This is a genomic window from Paenibacillus sp. FSL P4-0127 (genome assembly GCF_038007325.1).
In the GTDB taxonomy this organism is placed as follows: domain Bacteria; phylum Bacillota; class Bacilli; order Paenibacillales; family Paenibacillaceae; genus Fontibacillus; species Fontibacillus macerans.
Window position 1 is genome coordinate 5,364,793 of the sequence record NZ_JBBOWY010000001.1, and the last position, 23,599, is coordinate 5,388,391.

The 23,599-nt window shown below is 47.6% G+C and carries 19 protein-coding genes and 1 riboswitch; of the genes, 8 read left to right on the plus strand and 11 right to left on the minus strand.

The genetic code is table 11. From position 1 onward, the window contains the following. Complete coding sequence (locus NYE74_RS23930) at positions 1-1,743, minus strand: sensor histidine kinase (protein ID WP_316560484.1); 1,743 nt, start codon at positions 1,741-1,743, stop codon at positions 1-3. Between the two features lie 344 nt (positions 1,744-2,087). After that, positions 2,088-2,188, plus strand: a riboswitch (guanidine-I (ykkC/yxkD leader). A 272-nt stretch (positions 2,189-2,460) separates the two neighbouring features. Between NYE74_RS23930 and NYE74_RS23935 the strand changes: the two genes are divergently transcribed. The 3 genes from NYE74_RS23935 to NYE74_RS23945 all read left to right on the plus strand — a co-directional run bounded on the left by NYE74_RS23935 (position 2,461) and on the right by NYE74_RS23945 (position 3,791). After that, a complete protein-coding gene (locus NYE74_RS23935) occupies positions 2,461-2,802 on the plus strand; it encodes a DMT family transporter (RefSeq protein WP_316560483.1) in 342 nt (113 codons plus the stop codon). Further along, on the plus strand, positions 2,799-3,113 hold the full coding sequence (locus tag NYE74_RS23940) for a DMT family transporter (RefSeq protein ID WP_036624065.1): 315 nt from the start codon (positions 2,799-2,801) through the stop codon (positions 3,111-3,113). Before NYE74_RS23935 ends, NYE74_RS23940 begins: the two co-directional genes overlap by 4 nt. 150 nt (positions 3,114-3,263) lie before the next feature. Further along, positions 3,264-3,791 (plus strand): GNAT family N-acetyltransferase, encoded by a 528-nt coding sequence (locus tag NYE74_RS23945; protein ID WP_124331539.1) that lies wholly within the window; start codon positions 3,264-3,266, stop codon positions 3,789-3,791. A 307-nt stretch (positions 3,792-4,098) separates the two neighbouring features. On the opposite strand, the gene NYE74_RS23950 is transcribed toward NYE74_RS23945, so the two are convergent. The 8 genes from NYE74_RS23950 to NYE74_RS23985 all read right to left on the minus strand — a co-directional run bounded on the left by NYE74_RS23950 (position 4,099) and on the right by NYE74_RS23985 (position 11,224). Then, entirely contained in the window at positions 4,099-4,812 is a 714-nt protein-coding gene (locus tag NYE74_RS23950) for a 5'-methylthioadenosine/adenosylhomocysteine nucleosidase (RefSeq protein WP_124331540.1), read from the minus strand. Between the two features lie 9 nt (positions 4,813-4,821). Further along, positions 4,822-5,670 (minus strand): MetQ/NlpA family ABC transporter substrate-binding protein, encoded by an 849-nt coding sequence (locus tag NYE74_RS23955; RefSeq protein WP_124331541.1) that lies wholly within the window; start codon positions 5,668-5,670, stop codon positions 4,822-4,824. A gap of 38 nt (positions 5,671-5,708) precedes the next feature. Further along, positions 5,709-6,479, minus strand: coding sequence for an SDR family NAD(P)-dependent oxidoreductase (locus tag NYE74_RS23960; protein WP_124331542.1), 771 nt, complete (start codon positions 6,477-6,479; stop codon positions 5,709-5,711). Positions 6,480-6,484: 5 nt separating this feature from the next. Next, entirely contained in the window at positions 6,485-6,946 is a 462-nt protein-coding gene (locus tag NYE74_RS23965; protein WP_124331543.1) for an S-ribosylhomocysteine lyase, read from the minus strand. A gap of 96 nt (positions 6,947-7,042) precedes the next feature. Then, a complete protein-coding gene (locus tag NYE74_RS23970) occupies positions 7,043-7,723 on the minus strand; it encodes a methionine ABC transporter permease (protein WP_036624070.1) in 681 nt (226 codons plus the stop codon). Then, a complete protein-coding gene (locus NYE74_RS23975; RefSeq protein ID WP_124331544.1) occupies positions 7,720-8,787 on the minus strand; it encodes a methionine ABC transporter ATP-binding protein in 1,068 nt (355 codons plus the stop codon). The genes NYE74_RS23970 and NYE74_RS23975 overlap by 4 nt, the downstream gene beginning before the upstream one ends. Positions 8,788-9,330: 543 nt before the next feature. Next, positions 9,331-10,404 carry an NAD(P)H-dependent flavin oxidoreductase gene (locus tag NYE74_RS23980; protein ID WP_213510022.1) on the minus strand — a complete coding sequence of 358 codons (1,074 nt, stop codon included), beginning with the start codon at positions 10,402-10,404 and terminating at the stop codon, positions 9,331-9,333. Positions 10,405-10,504: 100 nt separating this feature from the next. Then, the gene (locus NYE74_RS23985; protein WP_227872645.1) at positions 10,505-11,224 is read right to left on the minus strand and encodes a YbfB/YjiJ family MFS transporter; all 720 of its coding nucleotides are present in this window, start codon (positions 11,222-11,224) and stop codon (positions 10,505-10,507) included. On the opposite strand from NYE74_RS23985, the gene NYE74_RS23990 reads away from it, so the two are divergent. Next, positions 11,199-11,435: a LysR substrate-binding domain-containing protein gene (locus tag NYE74_RS23990; RefSeq protein ID WP_082207845.1), complete on the plus strand. Its 237-nt coding sequence runs from the start codon at positions 11,199-11,201 to the stop codon at positions 11,433-11,435. The two genes, NYE74_RS23985 and NYE74_RS23990, sit on opposite strands and share 26 nt — an antisense overlap. On the opposite strand, the gene NYE74_RS23995 is transcribed toward NYE74_RS23990, so the two are convergent. Further along, entirely contained in the window at positions 11,422-11,745 is a 324-nt protein-coding gene (locus tag NYE74_RS23995; RefSeq protein WP_240751559.1) for an iron-sulfur cluster biosynthesis family protein, read from the minus strand. The genes NYE74_RS23990 and NYE74_RS23995 overlap by 14 nt on opposite strands. A gap of 236 nt (positions 11,746-11,981) precedes the next feature. After that, a complete protein-coding gene (locus NYE74_RS24000; protein WP_341005204.1) occupies positions 11,982-13,991 on the minus strand; it encodes a polysaccharide deacetylase family protein in 2,010 nt (669 codons plus the stop codon). Between the two features lie 654 nt (positions 13,992-14,645). On the opposite strand from NYE74_RS24000, the gene NYE74_RS24005 reads away from it, so the two are divergent. Genes NYE74_RS24005 through NYE74_RS33390 form a run of 4 tightly spaced genes read left to right on the plus strand, consistent with a single transcriptional unit; the run spans position 14,646 to position 23,485 of the window. After that, complete coding sequence (locus NYE74_RS24005) at positions 14,646-15,437, plus strand: ParA family protein (protein ID WP_036624154.1); 792 nt, start codon at positions 14,646-14,648, stop codon at positions 15,435-15,437. Further along, a complete protein-coding gene (locus NYE74_RS24010) occupies positions 15,427-16,488 on the plus strand; it encodes a ParB N-terminal domain-containing protein (RefSeq protein ID WP_036624155.1) in 1,062 nt (353 codons plus the stop codon). The genes NYE74_RS24005 and NYE74_RS24010 overlap by 11 nt, the downstream gene beginning before the upstream one ends. Continuing rightward, positions 16,472-16,918, plus strand: a complete 447-nt coding sequence (locus tag NYE74_RS24015; RefSeq protein WP_316560481.1) for a DUF6075 family protein — start codon at positions 16,472-16,474, stop codon at positions 16,916-16,918. Before NYE74_RS24010 ends, NYE74_RS24015 begins: the two co-directional genes overlap by 17 nt. Positions 16,919-16,963: 45 nt before the next feature. After that, on the plus strand, positions 16,964-23,485 hold the full coding sequence (locus NYE74_RS33390; RefSeq protein WP_036624156.1) for an SNF2-related protein: 6,522 nt from the start codon (positions 16,964-16,966) through the stop codon (positions 23,483-23,485). Positions 23,486-23,599 lie beyond the last annotated feature (114 nt).

Below are 23,599 nucleotides of genomic sequence, written 5' to 3' on the forward strand. Positions count from 1 at the left end.
TTAGACTCCTCTTTCCGAATAATATGGAAGCCTGATTTCTACAACGGCACCGCGCGGAAAACCGTTATAACAAGAAAGGGCCGCTTTATCGCCATACAACAGCTGCAATCGCTTGCGAACATTCCATATTCCGATATGCTCGCCTTTTTCGTCAATGACACGGTTTCCTGAGCGTATCTGAGTTAGTATCTCCTCCTCGAACCCTTTCCCCGTATCGCGGATGAAGATCTCGATATATGGCTCCAGCCCGGTTTCCTGTAAATCGATATCTACAGATAAATGTATAGGCTCCTCCAGCGTCACGCCGTGCTTGATCGAATTTTCCAAGAAGGTTTGGATTACTAGCGGCGGTACTTGAACATTCTCCAGAAAGTCAGGAACGTTGATGGTACAGGTTAAGCTGTGCGGAAAGCGGAGTTCCTGAATCCGGACGTAGTTGCGGACATGCTGCAATTCCTCCTGCAGAGAGACGAACGTCAAGTTGCTGCGGAACATGAAACGGAAATACTGCACCAAACACAAGATCATTTCTTGAATCAATTCGTAGTTTTTTACTTGGGCCAGATTAAACAAAATGTTCAAGGAGTTCATGAAAAAATGCGGATTAATCTGAAGCTGCAGGTGCTGCAGTTCCGCCTTTTGTTTACTCAACTGCTCTTCGTACACGCTGATTTTCAAATCCTCAATTTGCCCCATCATCGTGTTGAAGGTTTCATTAAGCAACAGAAATTCATCGGATGTACGGTACGGCTTGATTCGCATTTTTACGTTGCCCTCGTCGTTGATCCTTCTCATAACGGAAATCAACCGTTTGAGCGGCAGGAGAAGGATATGGCGAAGCAACAGCAGGCTGAGCGGGATAAGACCAATGGAAGCCAGTGAAATGAACGCAATGATTCGCGTCAAATGCGGCAGATTCTGCAAAATTTGCTCATTCGGGATAGCCGCTACCAGGTTAAAATCACCTATTTGCGAAGATTCCCCGACGATTAACACCTTATTTTTACTTCCAGACGTGTAAGACTGCTCAAACCCCATCGTGAAATCGATATTTTCAACCATCAAAGGATTGGTGCTGACCATCGGTTCTCCCTGATTGGTTACGAGCAGCGCGCTTCCTTCCTTGCCCAGATCGATCAAATGAAGCGGGATAAGCAATGTTTTCGCGTTTACCCATGCCCCGATATAAAGGTCGCCCGATTGAAGCACTCGCAGTACATAGTAGTCTTGTCCGATTTTCCGCACAAACCATTTGCTGCTGCCGGTCTCCGCAAGAATGGTGCGATCACCAAGGAAACGGTGCAAAAACTGCTCTACCTGATCCCTTTCCGAAAAGGGAACCCCGTCCTTAAAAACGTCCAATAAATCCTGCCTTGCACGGGAATACACAAAAAAAGCATCGACGGATTTGTAGAGAGTAATATCGTTCGCGAGCGTAAGCGAGACACGGTACTTGGCCATTTGGTACTCGTCCTCCGAATTAGGGGCGCCCATAGACTGGATGCTGTAGTCGTAAGTCAACAAACGAATTAGATTTCGATCCGCATCCTGCAGTTGGGTGTCGATCTGTCTTGTGTATAAAGAAAGTAAATTTTTATTGGAGAGCGTCACTTGGTTACGCACAACGTGGATGCTGTAGTAGTTGTTATAGATCAGCAGCGTGATGAGCGGAATCAAAACCAGCAGCAGCCCCACAACCATCTTGAATCGCAGCGAATTCAGTGAAATATGCCGGATTTTCATGACTCTTCACCCCACGTTCTCATTAAAAGACTGCCGAAGCGGGCTAGGGCAGTCCTGTCATCATCCTATTATCGGTTATTTTTCGATTACAGAATCATAACAAATTTCTCATTCCCACACTACCGTTTTGACGACAATTCACTGTGCATCTTACGACATACTCTTATTTAAGCTCTCACAAGCGTAAGGCCATTTTCTCTAAACGCTAAAGAAGAGAGGGGGCCCCCTCTCCTCGTGAACTCTGCTTGTTCCATATGGTATATATTGGGGGCAAGGCTGACCAGGTATTGAAAATTGACTTAAATCACATCGTGTGTTAGCATGATTTTAGCCAATAACCGAATATAAAAGTTTTCTAGGGTTCCGCGGTCGCAAGACTGGTCTGGTCCGAGAGAAAACGCACAGCCAAGCGGCTGTGACACGGAGGGATAAAAGCCTGGGAGATAAACGCATTTAGCGGTTTATTTCCCAGGCTATTTTTTTGTGGCTAAATTTAGGTTCAACCTAATCATCCGTGCTTGACAGTCAAGCCGGCAACAGACCGTGGCCTGGAGCGAGACTCGCTATCCGGTGGCTTTGCACGATTATCCCGTTTGACCAGGTGACTTGACTTCCTGAACCAAAGGAATAAAGGTGCAAAGTGGTTTGGAGAGCCTACCTCCATCGACTTTGGTCTTGAGCCCAAATTTAAAAAAAGAGTTTAAGGAGGAAAGAGTTATGAACAAAACGTGGATTTCCGTCATTGTTGCGGCTATATTCGAGGTTGCTTGGGTTATTGGGTTGAAGCATGCGGATCACTTTTGGGAATGGGGTGGTACACTGATCGCTATTTACATCAGCTTTTATTTGATGATCAGGGCAGCGCGTTCATTACCGGTTGGAACGGTATACGCCGTATTTGTCGGCTTGGGGACGACAGGGACTGTGGTTGCCGATATCCTTCTGTTTAACGCTGACTTAAGCGCTGCGAAAATAGTTTTGATCGGCCTGCTGCTCATTGGCGTGATTGGACTGAAAATGCTTAGCAAAAACAAGAAGGAGGAGGCAAGCGGAATATGAACTGGGTGTATTTGATTCTGGCCGGCCTTTTTGAAATGACCGGGGTACTGCTTATCAACAAGTTTAATCAATCCCGCAATTGGCAATCGTTAACTCTTTTGATAGCTGGTTTTGGCCTTAGTTTTGTATTTTTGTCATTGGCCATGACAACACTCCCCATGGGAACAGCTTACGCCGTATGGACTGGAATCGGCGCTTCTGGCGGAGCGATCCTGGGAATGATCCTCTATAATGAGCCGCGAAACATAATGCGCATTTTGTGTATAGGATTGGTCCTCGGCTCTGCTGTGGGGCTGAAACTAGTCAGTTAGGAAAAACGTATATCGGCGTACTTTCAAGGAAACATGAAATTGGGAAATAAGCGTCGATGTATTTGCAATTAATGGTCAGAGTGGGGCCGGTCAAACACACTTTTGCCCGCCATCCGACTAGGCGATAAAAATAAAAAGGAGCTTATAACAATGACCGTAAAAATAAAAAAATGCCGCCGTGAAGATTTGCAAACACTCCAAGAAATAAGCATTGAAACCTTCAACGATACATTTAAAGATCAAAATTCACCCGAAAACCTGCAAGCCTATTTGGAAAAAGCATTTAACGCTGACCAGTTGGAAAAGGAACTGTCCAATAGCTTTTCGGAATTCTATTTCATCTGGTTTAATGAAGAACCCGCCGGATATTTAAAGGTAAATATGAATGACGCCCAATCCGAAAACATGGGTGATGATTCCCTCGAAATTGAGCGGATTTATATAAGAAACAAATTTCAAAGAAAAGGGCTGGGAAAATATCTAATCAACAAAGCGCTGGAAATAGCCATAAGCCAAGCCAAAAAGACGGTCTGGCTGGGAGTTTGGGAAAAGAACGAAAACGCCATCGACTTTTATAAAAAAATGGGTTTTGTTCAAACCGGGGCTCACTCTTTTTATATGGGGGATGAAGAGCAGGTTGATTTGATAATGTCCAAAACACTAGGAGGGTCACAATGATATATAGAAACGCTACTGTTGAGGATATATCTGCTATAGTGGATGCAAATGAGCAAAAAATATCCGATATTGATAACTTTTATAAACCATATCAATCACAAATCATACGCTGCCCATACCAAAAAGCTTGGTCTTGACGTGATTAAAAGCTTTGATTTCAACAATAATACTTACTAAGAATTGGGTTGTTACACTGCAGAGTAATCAGCTTTCTGAATTCAAAAAAAGAAAAAGCGAGCATTTGTGGAAATCCGGCCACGAACACTCGCTCTTTTTGAATTTCAAAATGGATTCATTTAATACCTTTTCATAGACCCAACTGAAGCTGCTGAATTAGCAGATCCGTAAAGTGTGCGGCATGAGCGGCAACGGCATCCAAATTATCATCGAAGCTGTTAGCCGTCACACCGCCATGTCCGGCGATATCGGATACCGCTTTTACAGCTAATACCGGTATTCCATATTGCGCAGCGGCCTGCACTATGCCAAGCCCTTCCATATCCGATACCTTGGCGGCGGGGAAGGTTGATTTGATCCTTTCTACCCGCTCCGGCTCACTCATGAATGAATCCAGGGTCAGTACTAATCCGAAATCGAGAGAATACTGGAGCTCTGCCGCTGCAGCTACTCTCCTCGCCCGATCCAGCAAGCCAGCATCCAAATCGTAGCTGGCTGGCATTTGCGGAACCTGACCGGGTTCATATCCGAAGCAAGTAGCATCAACATCGCCATAAATGTACCGCGTTGCAACAACGACATTGCCGACGCTCAATCCTGCGCCAAATGCGCCAGCCGATCCGGAATTTAGGATCAGATCCGGCTGATACCGTTCGATCAACAGCGTGGTTGCGACGGCTGCGTTGACTTTGCCGATGCCGCTTTCTACGAGGATTAGGGATTGGCCCCGGTACACAGCCTCCTCAATGATAACCTTGCCTACTTGGGTCCTGGCCGTAATTTGAGCCTGACTGCGAAAAGGAGTTATCTCCTCCTCCATCGCCGCAATTATAGCAATCCGCATAGAGCCTCTCTATTCTTGCAGATAAGAGATCGGCTTATCTACAGGCACCTTTGTGCCGCCGAACTCCTGCTCAATATATTTCTGCGTATCCTCGTTGTGATACAACTCACCTAATTTCAGAATGCCTGGATCATTCTGCTTATCGGAAGTAGTCGCCAGCACATTGATGCTGTTCTTCGTATCTACGGAAATTTCCTCATGGAACAAGGAGTCCTTCAGGACATTCAATCCGCCTTCCAGAGCAATCGTATTGCCGATCAGTACCAGATCGACGTCTTGAATCACCCGCGGGCCGGTTGTATCGTCGATCAGCTTGAACTTCAGATTTTTAGGATTCTCGACAATATCGTTAACCGTACCTGTCCCCAAATTAAAATCATCCTTCAATTTGATCAGCCCGGCAGCCTGCAGCAGGCTTAAGCCTCTGGCCGTATTGGCCGGGTTATCTGCCAGGGCGACGAGGGCGCCGTCCGGAACCTCCTTAATATCCTTGATCTTCTGTGAATAGATGCCCATCGGTTCAAGATATGTGGTCGCTGTTGCTACCAGATTGGCATTGCTTTCTTTATTATAGTTGACGAGATAAGCCCAGGATTGAAAAGCATTCACATCGACTTCGCCTTCCTTGGTAGCGTTGTTCAACTCAACGCCGCCATTGATCTCCTTGACTTCAATATTAAGCTTGGCATCCTTAGCCGCTTGTGATTGCGCGATATGCTTCCAAATCTGAGCATCGGAACCCTGCGAACCAATAACAATCTTCTCGCCATCGCCCGATGATTTGCCGCCGCAGCCCGCAGTCGCCAGTATCAATACCAATCCGAGTGCTAGTCCGCCCCATAGTTTACTTTTTCTCATATAATCTTCTCCCCTTTATATCTGGATGCAAATTTCTCCTAATGCATGGTCATACCGCCAGTTACATTAATGGCTTGCCCTGTCATATACGAAGACAAGGAACTGGCCAAAAAAAGAGCGACGTTGGCAACATCCCTGACCTCGGCCGTTCTGCCCAGCGGAATTTGGGAACAGTCCTCCGCATAGATCTCCTCGGCCGTCATGCCGCGGATTAATCCGCCTTCGATGCGCTCCCGATGCTTCATTGGCGTCTCCACAATACCCGGACATATCGCATTGACGAGTATGTTATGCCGTGCCAGTTCAATCGCCATCACCTTGGTTAATCCAAGCACCGCATGCTTCGATGCGCAATATCCCCCCATAGCCCGGTAGCCGTTCTTGCCGGCCTGCGAAGCCATTTGGATAATTCTGCCCGGCTTTCCGGCATCGACCATCGCTTTCGCAAATATTTTCGATACCAGGTATAACCCCGTAGAATTAATGGAGAATACCTTCTCCCAATCCTCCAGCTTGCTGTCAATCACGTAATCCATCGTGGAAGTGCCAGCGCAATTCACGACGATATCCGGAATCCCCGCCTGTTCCAACACAATATTTGACCAGCGATAGATATCCTCCGATCGGGACAAATCCAATCTGGACTCAAACAACTGCCCGTTAACTTCTTTATAATCCCCTTCATGAGCGAGATCGGCAGAAATGACCCTGGCCCCGCTCTGCAGTAAAATTTGTACGATGCCTTGTCCAATGCCTGAATTGCCGCCGGTTACAACCGCCGTTTGAGGCGATAAATCCAAAGTAATCATGGCGATTACAATACTCTTTCAAAAGGATCTCTGCTGATTCCGGCTTGCAATACGATCTTCGCGTATTCTTGAGCAGAGAACAGGGAATGATCCTTGTAATTGCCGCATTCCAGCGCTGAGACAGCCGGAACCTCGGTTGTTTCCAGCACGCGCTTCAGCGTTCGTTCCAATGCGGATGCGATCTCTTCGGGATCATGCTCATTCCAGAGAATCAGATAATATCCGGTTCTGCATCCCATCGGAGAAATATCGATGATGCCTTGAATCTCGTCTCTCATATAGGTAGCGAGCAGATGCTCAAGGGTATGAAGTGCTGCCGTCGGAATAGCGTCTTTATTCGGCTGCAGGAAGCGAAGATCATATTTTTGCACAGTGCTGCCTTTTTCGTCATGCTCAAGCCCTGCCGCCCTGACATAAGGAGCCTTTACGATCGTGTGGTCCAATTGGAAGCTTTCTACTTTTGCCATTGTTTTTCAGTCCTTTTTATAATGTTGTATATTTGACCGGTACCCGCCCAGAGATTAGAGGCAGTATCCCGCGCAAACCCTAGTAATACCCCGATGTCAATGCGTCGTCTTCTTGGTGAAATAATCCCCGATGAATTGGCACACGAACACCAGAATCAAGATCAGAATCGTAGCTACAAGTGTAATATCCGTCTGGAATCGGTTGTACCCCTTATTGATAGCCAAACTACCCAAGCCGCCCGAGCCGATGGCCCCAGCCATCGTGGTCAGCCCGATCAGGTTAATGATCGTCACCGAGGAGGCCCTGATAATCGCAGACAAGCCTTCTTTCAGGTACACGCGGAAAATAATCTCAAGCGGCCCCAACCCCATTGACTGAGCTGCTTCAATAATCCCGGAATCAACTTCCACTAACGCATTCTGTATTTGCCGGGCATAGAAAGGCACGATGCCGATGACCAGGGGCACGATCGCCGCATTCATGCCGATCGATGTGCCTGTAATAAGACGGGTAAGCGGCACGACAACAGCGATAAGAATGATGAAGGGAATGGATCTGAACAGGTTAATGAGTTTCTCCAACACACTATAAACCAGCCTGTTCTCCAGAATCCCTCCCCTGTCCGCCACAACCAGGGTGACGCCAAACAATATTCCAAATAACACGGAAAATAACGAGGTAACGACCACCATATAAATCGTCTCATAGGTGCTTAGCAGGATGTCCTCTCTTAAATTCCAGATGTTAGGGAAATATTTCGTAAAAAACTCATTCATGCTGGATCACCCACCTTACTATTCTGAAGAAGCCGGGAATTGATAACTTCAACGTCTACCCGAGCCGACTGCAAGTAGCGCAAAGCTTCCTCCAGATCACTGGTAGAGCCAGACATCACTACGATCAGATTGCCAATAGGCGTCTGCTGTAAGATCTCCACATTCGCGAATAAAATATTCGTCTTAACCCGGTAACGGGCAGTAAGCTCGGAGATAACCGGTTCACTTGTACTATCGCCGATATAAGAAATCTTGCACAGCATATCGTTATCCTTCAGATGAAGGAGTGAAGGATGCAACGTGAGCTTGTCCAGCATCTGCTCAATATGAGTAGCCGTATTAATGAAATCACGGGTCAACGTATTTTGCGGACGGCTAAAGATCGAGACGATATCGCCCTGCTCGATAATCCGCCCGGCTTCCATAACGGCAACCTTATTGCAGATCTCTTTCACGACCTGCATTTCATGCGTAATAATGACAATAGTCAGTCCCAGCGTTTGATTTAAATTTTTCAGCAATTCCAGAATGGATAGCGTCGTCTTCGGGTCCAAGGCACTGGTCGCTTCATCGCACAGCAATATTTCCGGATCATTCGCCAGCGCTCTGGCTATAGCTACCCTTTGCTTCTGCCCCCCTGACAATTGTGAAGGATAAGCATTCAGTTTATCCGATAAGCCTACCAGCTCTAGCAATTGTTTAACCTTCCGGTCCCTTTCACGCTTCGAGAGCTTGGAACTCTTCAAGGGAAAGTCCACATTGTCATAGATTGTTCTGGAGTTCATCAGATGAAAATGCTGAAAGATCATCCCGATCCGCTTCCTGGCCAAGCGCAAATCCTTAGGCTGCAAAGCCAGCAAATCCTGCCCATTTACTACCACACTTCCCGCCTTAGGCCGCTGCAGCAGATTAATCACACGAACCAGCGTGCTCTTCCCGGCCCCACTGTAGCCGACAATGCCGTATACGTCTCCCGCGTCAACCTGCAAGCTGATATCCTGAACGGCTGTAACCGGTTGTGACCCAGTTTCAAAGGTAACTTGAATATTGGATAAAGTAATCATGATGCCCAACCCTTTCTAAACTTCTACACTACGACTGTTCCGGAAAATTTATTTCTGTCATTTTACATCAGTTTACTCGGAATTGCTACAAAATTTTTTTCCCTATTTATGGCTCAACCTAATAATTGGCGCTTGACAGTCAAGCCGGGAACCGATCATGGCAAGAAATATCGGCAGATCAACATCTGCTGTCCGGACGCTTTGCACGATTATCCCGTTTGATCCGGAAGCAGAAAGGAAGATAAATTCAGGAGAAGAAAATAGGCTTGGGAGCAGCAGACATGTTCGAGATCGTTAGACAGGTTTGTGAGATAGAGGTTTAAGAGAATGAGGTTTAAGAGAAGTGAAGCAGACCTGACGGGAGGAATGGGGCAAGACACCGAAAAAAATGAAAGGACCGTGATTAGCCACCACCCTCTCCCCCCCTGAACAAAAGCGATAATCGTGCAATGCAGCATGCAAGGATACCAAGACACGAACACTATCATAATTTATTTTGTCAAGCACTGATCTCGGTTTTGAGCCCTATTTATTGTCAAACATTCAAATAGAAGATCGTTTTCGGACAAGAACACTGGCTTGATCGATGGTTTGTTTAACAATTGAAGCGGCAGGTTGGCCGCTTGCTAACCGAAGGCCCTGACCCGCCCAAAGTGACATATACTCGGGGTTGTTCGCTTTTGCAGCCGCCTGGCGAATGTCCCGGGTCATCGCGTTTTGAATAGGGTAAGCCGGGATGGTTCCCGGGTACTGATGCATGTCAATCATAAATTGGGTTTGAATGCCTCTTGAAGCTTTTCCGGAGTATGCACGCGTAATTTCCGTGGATTCCTCGTTTGTCGAGAGGATTTTCTGTTTGTACGTTTCGTGGGCTCCGCTCTCGGGGCAGGCCAGAAACGCCGTGCCCATCTGTACGGCTGAAGCTCCTAATATAAGGCTTGCTGCAAGTCCCCGCCCATCCATGATTCCCCCCGCTGCGATGACCGGGATCGACACATGGTCAACGATCTGCGGAACAATAGTCATCGTGCCGATCAAAGCATGAGAAGGGTCTTTCGTGAAGGTCCCCCTATGCCCGCCTGCTTCGCTCCCCTGAGCCACAATGGCATCTGCGCCGGCTGCTTCCAATTGCTTGGCTTCATCAACCGTTGTTGCCGTTCCAATGATGAATATTCCATGCTGTTTTATGGTTTGGATCACGTCTTGAGAGGGTATGCCAAACGTGAAGCTAAATACGGGTACACGCTCCTCCAAAAGTACCTGTACCTGTTCCTCAAATGATTCTGAAAACTTCATAAGCGATGGATTTTGAGCCGTGCCAAGTTCGATGCGGTATTTATTCAGATAATCCGTCATCCGGTAAATTGCTTCTTCCGACTCTTCCGCTTGCTCAGGCACAAACAAATTTACTCCGAAAGGCCGGTCCGTTCGCTGCTTGATTTTTTGGATCTCGCTCCGGAGTTGCTCCGGCGTTAAGTATCCGCCCCCCAGATTGCCCAGCCCGCCGGCATTTGAAACAGCCGCAACTAATTCGGGTGTCGAAACGCCACCGGCCATCGGCGCTTGAAAAATCGGGTAGCGAATTTTAAGCGTACGCGTCAAATCAGTTTCAAGCACTTTTAAGGACCTCCTTTTATTGTAAAATCTCAGACTTTTAATTTTTTTCGTTAATCATCCATTCCATTTGTATCTGGTTCCAACGCAAATTGCCTACGATCTAAATTAGCTCTTGATCAGGATGAATACGAGTTTGGTTTAAATTTCCCATCGCCGCTTTTTGACTTGAAATAACTGCACCAATTAGCAATATTATAGCGGCAGCAACAAGCACCAATGTGGCCAAAAGAAGCGATAGGCTGTAGCTATGCGTCACTTCCAACACGATTCCGGCTCCGATGGGACCGAGTATTTGCCCGATACCAAAAAAGCCCGTCATCAAAGCAATGGCTCTATTCCCACTGGATGGTCTAGACATACGAGCCGCGGCGAGAGCAAGCATGGAAATGCCCATAAACGTGCCGCCAAAAAGGATAGACCCTAACGTTACGCCGAATATATTGGGAAGCCATACCGGCAGTATGACCCCAACGGCCTGCAGGACAAGCGCAATAATCAACGGTTTGATGTAATCGGCTTTACTTGCCAACCAGGACCAGAACACGGTTGATGGTACCGCCGCTATCCCAACGATAATCCAGCTATAGTCGGCAAAACTTGACACTTGAGGCATTTGCTTAACCATGGCTACAAGAAACGTCGCGCTTACTATATAACCCAACCCCTCGAGCCCATAAGCAACAAGAAGCCAGGCGAAGATAGCTGGATTTTCCGCTGATAAACTCGGGGATTCAGCATTTTGAACAAAACTCGAGGATTGGTTGCATTTGCAAGGAATTATTCCGGCTAAGATCATGGAGTTCGGAACATTGGAAGGCATCCTTGGATGTATTCATGCGGGTCTCGGGGTATCCCTGTTACCTCGCTCGGTGGTTGAAAGAGCCATGGTCCAATATAACTTGCGCATTCATCAGATTTCGGATAAATCCTATTTAACACCAACTCTATTCATACGCCGTAAAGATACTTATGAAACTGCAGCTATGTCCGAATTTATCCGGATTTCAAGACAGAGGTTCAACTCCCCCTGACGTCTTTAATCCTGATGTTGGCACTGTATAATGCCGAATCACTGGTCACCTTGAACGACGGATATGCTCGATCCGCTCCCAGCTTCAATGTATTGTCAAACAAGCTCTCCTGCTGCTTGTCGATCAGAAAAGTAAACTGTTTTACCGTAATCGTAATATCGGTTTCAAGCGGTTTCTCAAGAATGTGGATGACCAACACCCCATTGCACCCGCAATCCTCGGTATCATAAAAAAGCTTAAAAAAACCGGGACGTCCTGCCAAACATTCCGCTAGTTTTTCTTCCGTGTAGGCATCAATTGAAATGATCACCTTCAGGCCCTCCATCCGTCTTCTATTTTTTGGTTCAGTAGCTTTAACGGTGTTTTTACATTATAACACGACCTCGGTTGCTTACAGCTTGAAAAGCGTTGATTAAAGTGAGCTTATAAGTTTTAATATAAAAAACCCATGACTACAAAATTCAGCCATGGGTTTAAATTTATCGGTGTACTAATCAAAGACATTCGTTGTTTTCGCGTCGCGATTCAGGCCAGGGAGACGATCTCTTAGAAGTTGCTTGCCGTCGTTTCCAATTCCGTCATCATCCCAACAATTTCGATGCCATAAGTGGGGCTGGTCGCCCATGATCCGCCTAATGCTTCCACCGTAACGACCTGCCCCAACAAACCTGGAAAGTGCCTTGGATCGGGTGTATACGCTTTAGGATAACCTGGAGCGCCTGCGTACAGGGCCAAGTGATCAATCTGCGCCTGAACCCCTTCCTGCCAACTGAAAAAGCGCTGATGTGCCAGATGATCCGTGTCGGAGCCGCCTACCTGCGTTTTTAAGCCGGCCGGATTATTAAACGTTTCATCCAATAAGCCGCCAAATTTTCCAAAGCCCGTTTCCTTTGCAGCCTGGCAGTACACCACAACCGGATCGACGCCCGCTTCGAGCGCCTCCTCCCAGACAATATCCGCTAGATCTATGAACACGTCCGTCGCTCCCTTGGCCCTTGCCCATGCTTTGGCTTGCTCGACAGTAGCCCTTGGAGCGGACAATATGTAAGTATCGCCGGACGTGGTCCAATCCTCGGCATTGTCTTCTGGCGGTGCAGCGTTGCCTTCTAGCGGTGCGGTGTAATCTTCTGCCGGTTTGGCGGTGTCTTCTGGCGGTTTGGCGATGTCTTCTACCGGCTTCTTGTAAGACAGTGTAACGGTATCGTCGGCGGAGCTCCACGTAATATCCATTCCGGCAAGTTCACTCAAAAATCGTAAAGGGACATAGGTTCTTCCCTGAAGTAACATCGCGCTAGTATCCATACTTATTGGCATCCCGTTGACAACAGCGGAGTTGTCGCCGATTTTCAATTCGACATTCACATCGCCTTTGGATAAAATAAGCGTTTTTTGAGTCCCGCTTCCCTCCCATTTCACGTAAAAGCCCAGGGATTCTGCCATAAACCTGACGGGCACCTGTATTCTGCTGTTTGCATCCATATACGGTTTTGCATCCGGAAAATTAACTTCCGAGCCATTGTAAATCAAACGGATGTTGCGTTGGGTAGCGCTATTCGCCTCATCAAGTTGAGGCGTATCGCCAGAAGCATCCGACTTGACGCTTAAATAGCCGGCGCTTGCCCAACCCGTCCGTCCATCCGGCAACTTGACATGGAACCAATCCCCTTCATTGGCCAAAAGGGTGACTTGCGAGCCCTCAGGAATTTTGGCGATTACCTCATACTGCAAGCCGCCGCCGTTTCTAATGTTTAAACTGTCAACAGTAACCGTAGCTATTTTGCCGGTATCCTGCAAAGCCTGCGATTTTGCGGCGTCGGCGGCGTCCGTAGAGCCGCTGGAAGCTTTGGATCCTCCCAGATTGTCAGGCAAACCGTTAAGTTCGGCCATCGTAACAAAAGTGTAGCCTTTCGACCGGTAGTAATCAATAATTTGGGGAAGCGCCTTGACCGTCTTATCCCGTTTTCCTCCCCCGGAATGCATCAGCACGGTGATCTTGTTACTGGAGTTGGACTTCACCGCTTTGAGAATATCGGCAACGGAGCTGTCCGCCGCCCAGTCCCGGGTATCTATATTCCACAGCGCCTCGGCATGTCCCAACGCCTTAATTTCTCCCTTCACCCGAGCCGATGTCGCCCCATAGGGAGGGCGCATCATGGTCGGTGCAGCGCCGGTAATCTCGCGAATCGCATTATCCGTCTTTACAATTTCTTGGCGGGCCTTCTCTTTGCTTAGCTTGGTTAATTCAGAATGACTCCACGAATGATTGCCCAGAGCATGACCTTCTTGTACGATGCGTTTCATAACATCGGGATACTGCTTAACCCTGTCTCCTACTACAAAAAACGTGCCCTTTACTTTGTGTTCCTTCAAAATATCAAGCACCTTATCGGTATATTTTTTGTCCGGTCCATCATCAAAGGTTAACGCCACCATTTTATTGGCTTTGGTCCCCTTTGAGGAGGCCGCCGCCGCGTAATCGGCTCCGGCTGTAAAAACCAAGGCCAGCGCCATTACGGTAAACACAACAAGTCTGAACCAATGATGCCTTTGCTTCATTTCCATTGACCTACTTTCAGCAATATTATTTTATGTACTAAAATAGTATATATAGTAATTGTATCAGAGTTTTAGAGAACTAGTAGCTAAATTGTAAAACATGAAATTGGAGCAAATGAAAGACTATCATATAATCTATCATAATTGCAAATTAGACGCAGTATTCCGTACAAAAATAGAGCGCATTATTACAAGCACAAATTTATGGCGCTCCCGCATCCCATTAACGTACGATATTGTTGGATCAGTTCAGTACAAGTGGAGGAGCAGCACCTTACCAATTCCGAATATGCAAAAAGCTCCTGAATCTCCACGACGGGAAACCCAAGAGCTCGTTTGTTTAAGCTGATGCGGTCGAGAGGACTCGAACCTCCACGGGGGGTTAGCCCACACGGACCTGAATCTTGTATGCGATTCGGAACTAAGCGGAATATAAGTCAATGGAACGGAATTAAAAAACCGTCAAAAGCCTTGTGAAATCGGGGTTTTTGGCGGTTTTTTCGTTCAAATCCAAGCCCCGCAAGGACTCCCAGTAATGCCCTAAAATGCGGCCAATTTTGGACGTTTGAGAGAACTCGGAGAGAACAACGACCAAACCAGCCCACTCCCTGCCATTGACAAATTAACGAAGCGACCGCTTCGGGGAGGGTTAATATGAGACACGCAACGACGATTACCGTCGCTAATCAAAAAGGCGGCACCGGCAAGACGACCACCGCCTACAATTTGGCTTACGCCTTATCCAATGAAGAAAAAAAGGTTCTTCTGGTAGATTTCGACCCGCAAGGTAATCTAACCTTATGTTTCGGCATCGAGCAGCCCGACAAGTTGGACGTCAGCATGTTCAACATCATGAACGCAGTCATGGGAGATGAGCCTCTGCCCTCCCCTAACCAATATCTTCATTCCCAAGGGAACATTGACCTCATCCCGAGCAACATTGAATTGTCGGTTGCTGAAATGAACCTCCGGGATGAGATGGGCGGCGAAAAGACGTTGGCCGCGCTGCTGGAGCCGATGAAAATGCAGTACGATTTCATCATCATCGACACAAACCCGTCACTCGGCTTGCTGACGATCAACGCGCTCGCAGCCAGCGATAGCGTTTTGATTCCCGTCAATCCGCAGCTCTGGTCGGCAACAGGACTTACGCAACTATTAAACATTATCGTCAAGGTAAAAAAGCGGATCAACCCCCGCATTTCTATTGAAGGCATCCTGATGACGATGTGCGATGTTCGAACCAACTTGTACAAAGAGGCTTTCCGTCTGATTGAGGATTATTACGGTGATCGCATTCGTATTTTTGAAACGCAAATTCCCTTGTCCGTCAAAGTTGGTGAAGCGAACTTTTACAGCCAAAGCATCATAGAGTTTCATCCGAAATCCAAAGTGGCTGGCGCCTATCAAGGTTTGGCAAAGGAGCTGATGAATCATGGCGGGTAAGCGCCCTGTCCCCAAACTTGCCAGCATCGACGAATTGCTGTTGCTTTCGGAACAACCTTCGGAGCCCTCCGCTCCCTCTGTGCAGTCCGGAGGAATCCAAACTATTCCTATAAGTAAAATCAGAATGTATAAAGATCATCCATTCCGTCTCTACGAAGACGAAAGACTGACGGACATGGCAGACAGCATCCAGGTCAACGGCGTTCTGGTTCCGGTTATTATCCGCAAGATTGAACCGGACGAAAATGGCTGCGAGTATGAAATGCTGGCCGGCCACAACCGGATGAACGCCGCCGGGATGGTAGGACTCGATCACCTTCCCTGCATCGTCAAGGAAAATCTATCGGATGAAGAAGCGCTCATGTACGTGGTTGAAACCAATGTGTTGCAACGCTCCTTTTCAGAGATGCTCCCTTCCGAAAAAGCCAAAGTGTTGTCGCTGCGATATTCGGATATGTTCTCTCAAGGGAAGCGAAATGACATCATTGAGGAGCTTCAAAAGCTCGAAAATCCGCAGTACATCAAAGAAAATCCAACTTCGCCCCTAGTAGGGGCGAAGTTGCGAACGGATGAAAAATTGGGGATTGAATATGGTTTGTCAAAAAATACGGTTGCCCGTTTGTTGCGGATCAACCATTTAACTATTGAGTTAAAACGACGCGTGGACGATGCCGAAATCGGCATTTACCCTGCAGTCGATCTCTCCTACCTTTCCGAGGCCGAGCAACGTCTGGTCGACGGCCTCCTTTCGGGACAAGGCTACAAGGTGGATATGAAGAAATCCTCGCTGCTGCGAGAATACTCCGGCAAACTCACTGATGAACAGGTCGTACGGATTTTATCTGGGGAGGCCACTCGCAAGCCGAGAAGTAAAACACCGGCTCCTTTCAAGCTTAAGCATAAGGTGTACGCAAAATATTTCTCACCGCAAAGCAAAGCTTCGGAAGTAGAAGAGATTATCGACAAAGCACTGGGCATGTATTTTGCCCATCAACGTCAGCAACATCAATCTAAAGAAATTGAGGAGGATGACCATGCTAACGAAGTTTAAAGACATTGACCATCACCAATTTTATGAAGGCATGATTCGCATGACATACAGCCAGACGGACCCGTATCGCCAAGCCTTATTTTTTTTGTTCGGCTTGACAGAACAAACCCGTTCCCACGTTCGCGACCTGTACGATTTCGATGGAAACAGCATTTGCCTGGAAGGCTTGAATAAAGGCTGGCAAACCAGTTCCACCCTCAAATTAACTCGTCTTGCGTTCAACTTGTACAATGGATATTCCGGGGACGAAGACCGGGATGCATCTCGCAACTACAGCCCGTACTTTATGTTTGATACCGGTCTGTTGCCTTACTTCTTTGAAGCCGTTAAACTGCGTTATCCCGAATATGCGAAGATTCATTCTCGCGATTTTGTGCAATTTCCATATAGCGCGGCGGAAAGATATGAGGAATGCGATCTAGAACATTGATTGCAGTTTCGAGAAGGGAAAGTCGCCAAAGAAAGGAGGGCCAACATGCGACGAGTCGAACGGTTGCAGAGCCTATATGAGTCAGCTATAGCAGACTTGACCCGAAGCGGAAATGCTTGGACCGATTTTCTATCCTTTGCCGCCTCCATCTACAAGTATTCTTTCGACAATATGTTGCTCATTTACAGTCAAAACCCGGAGGCCACCATGCTGGCCCCCCTGCCCGTTTGGAACAAGATTGGTCGTTATGTAAAGAAAGGAGAAAAAAGTATTGCCGTCTGCGATTTCGGGCAAGACAACCTTGTTCTAAACCACTTGTTTGACATAACGCAAACAACGGGCAAAGCGCCGCCTGTCCTTTGGAATCTGGAACAAATCGATCTTACGGAATTGGCCGGACGGTTGTCTTCTTACGAAACACATAATATTAGCGTTTGTATATCCAACATGGCAAAGGATGCCGTCATCTCTTCCATGGATGAGGTATTGCAAGACTGGACCTTAGATATGCAAGATCATTTTTTCGATATGCTTCCTGCAACGGGCTTTGAACAACACATGCAGGACATCATTCAGGATAGCGTCGTGTTTTTGGTTCATCGGCGATGCAAATTGCCGGAACCGGAGCGAATGGATTTCTCCACCATTGTCCATTTCGATTCGCTGCCGCTTGCCGCCCGATTGGGGCATCAAGTAACGACGGTATCCCGCGACATCCTGCAAGACATCGCCCGCCATGTAAAAATCCTTACTAATGAAAGGAGAATTTATCATGAGCAACAGCAAGTCCAACTTGAATTATCACGAGATCGACGGCCTTCAGTATCCCGACCTGCAAATCTCGAACCAGGCGGAAGCCGACCAGCAGCCGCTGGGCAAGTACGGCCGGATGGCGCTGAATTTCCTCCGCAATCATCACCCGCAGCGCTTCCTGATTCTCAAGATGCAAGGCAATCTGATGAAAAAAATGCACCAAGTAGAGCAGGAAGCCCACGCGAAGATGGACACATTGACCAAGCAGCTTATGAGGCACCACCCCATGCCGCAGACGGAAGACATCTTGGAGCGGACACGCCACCTCAATCAGATCAAAGCGACCGCCGAGGAACTGGTCCTGAACGACATCATACTGAAACCGCGATAACAACATTCTCATCCGATCCAGAGCCGCCCACCAGCGGTTCTTTTTTTCTGCCCAGAAAGGAACACGGCCAGCAAGAAAAGATATCCGCAGATCACATGTTGGAACTCCTACTGCAAAGCAGCAGAAGCGGATCAACAACCAAAGAACGTGTCTATACGTTCGTAATGGAGCACCACCCCGTCAAAGCCGCCAATCTTAGCACTGTACTCAAATCTCTATATGGTATTGGCGGCGCTAGAGGCGAATTCGGGAATGGATTGCGTGGTTACGACCACGACAGTAAAGGAATGCGACTGGAATGGATAGATGCTGACGGCTCTCATGAAGCGGCATTTACATGGAATAAAGTCGCCGCGACGACCCTGCGATTGATTCAAGAGGGGCGTTATGATGAACGTTTTGCCCCCTACCCACCGATTGAACCGGAATGGACGCTGTTCGATTACGTTGCCCAAATCGAACATGAGGCGTCTGAGTCTACAATTTTGGATTCCGGCTCCGACGCTGTTTCAAACCGCCAAGAATCCACCGACAGCATCCCTGAAGCCACGCCTGCTTTACCAATTCAAACGGTAACCGGCAATTATCGCTTTAACCCAGAAGCCTCCCCCTATCCTAACGGTCCAAAAAGCAAATATAAACGCAATGTCGAAGCTATTCAACTGCTGAAACAATTGGAGACGGAGAATCGGCTGGCGACTCCAGATGAGCAACAGGTCTTAGCAGGTTATGTAGGTTGGGGCGGACTGGCCAATGCCTTTAACCCTTCGGCTACCGGTTGGGAATCCGAGTACCACGAGTTAAAACAATTGATGGATGAAACGGAATACGCCGCGGCACGAAACTCGACCATTACCGCCTTTTATACGGAACAGATTGTTATTCAGGTTATCCATAATGCCTTACTTCGCTTTGGCTTGACCGACGGAACGAACCGCAAACTGCTGGAGCCTTCCATGGGAACCGGTAATTTCTTTTCTGTTTTGCCGACAGCATGGGAGAATGCCGAACTGCACGGTGTGGAGCTGGACAGTATAACGGGCCGTATTGCGCGCCAACTGTACCCTAAAGCAAATATCCATCTGCAAGGCTTTGAAACGCAGGACTTCGGAGATACACGTTTTGACGCCATTTTTAGCAATATCCCGTTCCACAACGTTCGCGTCTTTGATCCACGATATACAAATAGCTATCTGATTCACGATTATTTCTTCATTCGAGCATTGGATTTACTTAAACCCGGCGGCATTCTGGCTTTCATTGTTAGCAAAGGAACGATGGATAAGCAGGATTCCAGAGTGCGGGAGCTCATGGCACAAAAGGCTGACTTGATCGGCGCCGTCCGTTTGCCCAATACCGCTTTTCAATCATTGGCAGGTACCGAAGTAACCACCGACATTGTTTTTTTGCAAAAACGGGAACATCCCATCCAACTTCAAAAAGCAGAAATGCCCGAGTGGGTGTATGTTGGCACAACAATGGACGGGATTCCTTTGAACCGTTACTATCTCTCCCATCCCCATATGGTACTTGGAAACATGGTTTGGGATCGCGGCATGTATGGGGGAGAAAGAAGTACAGCTTGCATGCCGCATGAGGGCCAAGAGTTGTCGGTAGCACTGGAGCAGGCGCTTGCTGCGTTACAAGCCAATTTCGCCGCGCTGCCGGATGTGCCGGAAGAAGAATTGGATATTCTTGACGTAGAGCCAGATCGAATCAAAGCTCCTTCCGGGACCAAGAACTTTACCTATGTCGTTAGAAATGATCGGATTTACTATTGTGAAGATGGCTACTTGTTGCCCCAGGACATCAAGGGCAAAAAAGCCGAAAGGATCAAAGGGCTATGCGAAATCAAAGCGGCATTGCTTGATGTCATTCAGATTCAAACCCGCGACGGCTATCCGTTGACCGAGCTGGAGCAAGCGCAGCGAATGCTGAATCAGGTGTACGACCGTTTTGTTCGGGAACACGGTGCAATAAACGAACGGGCCAACACCACAGCCTTTGCCGATGACGATCAATTACCGCTGCTTCGTTCTATCGAGGATCTAACAGCAGACAAAACGTGGACGAAAGCCGCCATCTTTTTCCGACCAACCATCAGGCAACACCGTTTGCCAGACCGTGCGGAGACTGCACTAGAAGCCCTACAAATTTGCCTGAACCAGAGAATGAAAATCGACCTGCCCTACATCGCTCATTTGTGCAGGAAAACCACCTCCGAAGTCCGTGAGGAACTGGACGATCGCATTTTTCTCAATCCTCAAAAATATACCGGCGACGAGGAAGAAGGCTGGGAACTGGATGAAGAGTATTTATCCGGCAATGTCAAAGATAAGCTGGCCTATGCCACGCTGAAAGCTCAGGAACATCCCGAGCTGTTTACCCGCAACGTCGAAGCACTAACCCGTGTGCAACCTCCTCCACTTATGCCGGGAGATATAGATTTTCGCATCGGCAGTCCGTGGATTCCCGTTCGTTATTATCGTGACTTTATGTACGAAACGTTTGGATCGGCCAAGGTGTTCCAGGCTAATCAAACTATCGATGTGGATTATCTGGAATATACCAATACTTGGCGCGTATCCGGAAAATCGCTGGAACGGAATTCGATTAAAGTCAATCAAACCTTCGGAACCTCTCGCGTCAACGCTTACGAGATTTTTGAAAGCAGTCTGAATCTGCAGAGCATCACCGTTCGCGATCCTGTCACCTACCTGGACAGTAACGGTAACGAGCAAACCAAGTATGTCGTCAATGCCAAAGAAACGATGATCGCCCGCGCCAAACAGCAGCAGATGAAAGAAGCCTTCTCGTCCTGGTTATTTCGAGATAAAGACCGTGCCCAAGACCTGCTTGCCATTTACAACAACAAATTCAATACGATCCGGCCCCGAAACTATGATGGCGATCATCTCGTTTTTCAAGGCATGAACGAAGAAATGGAGCTGCGCAAGCATCAGAAAGATGTCGTTGCAAGAATCATCTACTCGGGTACGGCTCTGATGGCCCATGAAGTGGGGGCGGGCAAAACCGCAGCCATGATTGCCGCTGGCATGTATTTGAAACAAATTGGAGCCGTTCAGAAACCGATGTACTGCGTCCCCAACCATTTGACCGAACAGTGGGCCAACGAATTTCTGCGCTTCTTCCCCGCAGCCAACATTTTAGTGACGACGAAGAAAGACTTTGCCCTCGCCAATCGCCAACGTTTCGTTTCACGGATAGCTATGGGTGATTACGATGCAATCATTATCGGCCATAGCCAATTTGAAAAAATCCCGATTTCCAAGGAACGTCAGGAACAACTGCTGCGAGATGAAATCCGCAACGTCTCCCGCATGATCGAACAAATGAAAAAAGAAAAGGGAGACAACTGGAGCATCAAGCAGATGGTCGTTTTCGAGAACAATTTGAAATCCCGTTTGGAGCGTCTAGTCAACGAACAAAAGAAGGATGACCTGCTCACCTTCGAGCAGTTGGGCGTAGACATGTTGTTCGTGGATGAAGCGCATGCGTATAAAAATTGCTTCACGTTCACCAAAATGCGTAACGTTGCCGGCATCGGCAAATCCAGCAGCCAGCGGGCAACGGATATGCTGCTCAAATGTCAGTACCTGCAGGAAATGAACAATGGCCGCGGTGTCATCTTTGCCACCGGTACGCCGATCAGCAACAGCATGTCGGAGTTATATGTCATGCAGCGCTACCTTCAACCACATTTGCTGCAAAAACTTGGCTTGAACTTTTTCGATAACTGGGCGGCGACGTTCGGGGAAGTAGTCACGTCGCTGGAGATCACTCCAGAGGGTAGTGGGTACCGGATGAAATCCCGCTTCGCCAAGTTTCATAATTTGCCGGAGCTAATGAGTTTGTTTCGCTTAGTAGCAGACATCCAAACGGCGGACATGCTTAATTTGCCCACCCCACAACTGGAAGGCGGAAAACCGACCGTTATCGTCAGCGAATGTTCTTTCTTTCAAAAGCAAATGATGGACGACTTTGTCGTACGCGCCGAGAAGATCCGAAACAATGAAGTGGACGCCACCGAGGACAATATGCTCAAGCTCACGAATGAAGCAAAGTTGATGTCCATCGATCCCCGTCTGGTGGATGAAACCGCTCCTTCCGATCCAACATCAAAGTTGAACCGTTGTATCTCCAACACATTCGACATTTGGAAACGGACAGAAACGGATCGATTGACTCAAGTGATTTTTTGCGATAGCGGCACTCCGAAACCAGGGCAATTTAATGTGTATGATGAAATCAAAACGCAGCTTATTCTGCGAGGCGTCCCAGAGCATGAAATTGCCTTTATTCATGACGCACATACGGATGTCCAGCGGGAAGCCTTATTTGAACAGGTACGCCGCGGCGAAGTTCGGATACTGCTGGGTTCCACGCAAAAAATGGGGACCGGCACAAACGTTCAGGACCGGCTCATTGCCGCCCATCACCTGGATTGTCCATGGCGTCCAGCAGACATCACACAACGGGACGGCCGCATCTTGAGGCAAGGTAACCAGAACGACGTTGTCCAGATCTTCCGCTATGTCACAAAAGGGACATTTGATGCTTATCTTTGGCAAATCCAGGAGCAAAAGCTCCGATACATCTCGCAAGTGATGACCGGCAAAAGCATTTCCCGCTCCTGTGATGACGCGGACGAAACCGTGTTATCCGCGGCGGAAGTGAAAGCGATCGCGACGGACAATCCTTTGTTGGCCGAAAAGATGCAAGTCGATAATGAAGTGACTCGCCTGAAATTGCTAAAGTCCAACTGGCATAATGAGCAAATGATGCTCGAATCCAAAATCAAACAGTATCCGCAATCGCTTCAAAGAACAGAACAAGAAATCTCGCAACTCCAAAAAGACTTTCGTTTGCTTGAGCAGACCCGGAACAAACCGTTTTTCATGGACTTGGACGGAAAAACCTTTACGGAACGTCCAAAAGCAGGCGAAATGCTTCTGCTCCTGTATAATATGACGGTCTTACAACCTGATGAGTCACTTCGGATTGGGGCTTATCGGGGATTTGAAATTCACCTCGCACGGCAGTCTATGTACAACATGCATGTGGAGATTAGAGGAGCGAAAAGCTATGCTATCGATTTAGGCGACTCTGAACTGGGCAATATTTCTCGAATCGAAAATGCCATTGAGAAAATCCCTACCTTGCTTCAGGCTGCGGAACAAAAGAAGAAGGAATTGGATGATCAATACAAGGCTGCACAGCTTGAGAAAGCAAAGCCGTTCGAATTTGAACAGAAATTGCAGGAATTGGTGGCACGGCAATCTGAAATCAACTCGGCACTGGAGTTTCAGGAGCTGCAAGGACAAGAAATCATGATGGATGAGCAAATTGAGGACGGGCAATCTGGACAAAGAAATAAAGGATTTTCCTCTGAGCTAGAATAAGAATTTTAAAGTTATAGCAATTATAGTCGGCAACTCTACATCGCATTTTTTATTTCTTGGTTTTTGACTTTCAACTTCAACCCCCTCCACTTTTTATTTTTAATTGAATATCCG

What these genes read in the sequence shown, in the direction of transcription:
- NYE74_RS23990 (WP_082207845.1), top strand. Translation starts at nt 11,199, where the DNA reads ATGGAGTTCGGAACATTGGAAGGCATCCTTGGATGTATTCATGCGGGT.
- NYE74_RS33390 (WP_036624156.1), top strand. Translation starts at nt 16,964, where the DNA reads ATGCGACGAGTCGAACGGTTGCAGAGCCTATATGAGTCAGCTATAGCA.
- NYE74_RS23930 (WP_316560484.1), bottom strand. Translation starts at nt 1,743, where the DNA reads ATGAAAATCCGGCATATTTCACTGAATTCGCTGCGATTCAAGATGGTT.
- NYE74_RS23975 (WP_124331544.1), bottom strand. Translation starts at nt 8,787, where the DNA reads ATGATTACTTTATCCAATATTCAAGTTACCTTTGAAACTGGGTCACAA.
- NYE74_RS24000 (WP_341005204.1), bottom strand. Translation starts at nt 13,991, where the DNA reads ATGAAGCAAAGGCATCATTGGTTCAGACTTGTTGTGTTTACCGTAATG.
- NYE74_RS24010 (WP_036624155.1), top strand. Translation starts at nt 15,427, where the DNA reads ATGGCGGGTAAGCGCCCTGTCCCCAAACTTGCCAGCATCGACGAATTG.
- NYE74_RS24005 (WP_036624154.1), top strand. Translation starts at nt 14,646, where the DNA reads ATGAGACACGCAACGACGATTACCGTCGCTAATCAAAAAGGCGGCACC.
- NYE74_RS24015 (WP_316560481.1), top strand. Translation starts at nt 16,472, where the DNA reads ATGCTAACGAAGTTTAAAGACATTGACCATCACCAATTTTATGAAGGC.
- NYE74_RS23985 (WP_227872645.1), bottom strand. Translation starts at nt 11,224, where the DNA reads ATGCCTTCCAATGTTCCGAACTCCATGATCTTAGCCGGAATAATTCCT.
- NYE74_RS23970 (WP_036624070.1), bottom strand. Translation starts at nt 7,723, where the DNA reads ATGAATGAGTTTTTTACGAAATATTTCCCTAACATCTGGAATTTAAGA.
- NYE74_RS23950 (WP_124331540.1), bottom strand. Translation starts at nt 4,812, where the DNA reads ATGCGGATTGCTATAATTGCGGCGATGGAGGAGGAGATAACTCCTTTT.
- NYE74_RS23945 (WP_124331539.1), top strand. Translation starts at nt 3,264, where the DNA reads ATGACCGTAAAAATAAAAAAATGCCGCCGTGAAGATTTGCAAACACTC.
- NYE74_RS23965 (WP_124331543.1), bottom strand. Translation starts at nt 6,946, where the DNA reads ATGGCAAAAGTAGAAAGCTTCCAATTGGACCACACGATCGTAAAGGCT.
- NYE74_RS23955 (WP_124331541.1), bottom strand. Translation starts at nt 5,670, where the DNA reads ATGAGAAAAAGTAAACTATGGGGCGGACTAGCACTCGGATTGGTATTG.
- NYE74_RS23940 (WP_036624065.1), top strand. Translation starts at nt 2,799, where the DNA reads ATGAACTGGGTGTATTTGATTCTGGCCGGCCTTTTTGAAATGACCGGG.
- NYE74_RS23960 (WP_124331542.1), bottom strand. Translation starts at nt 6,479, where the DNA reads ATGATTACTTTGGATTTATCGCCTCAAACGGCGGTTGTAACCGGCGGC.
- NYE74_RS23935 (WP_316560483.1), top strand. Translation starts at nt 2,461, where the DNA reads ATGAACAAAACGTGGATTTCCGTCATTGTTGCGGCTATATTCGAGGTT.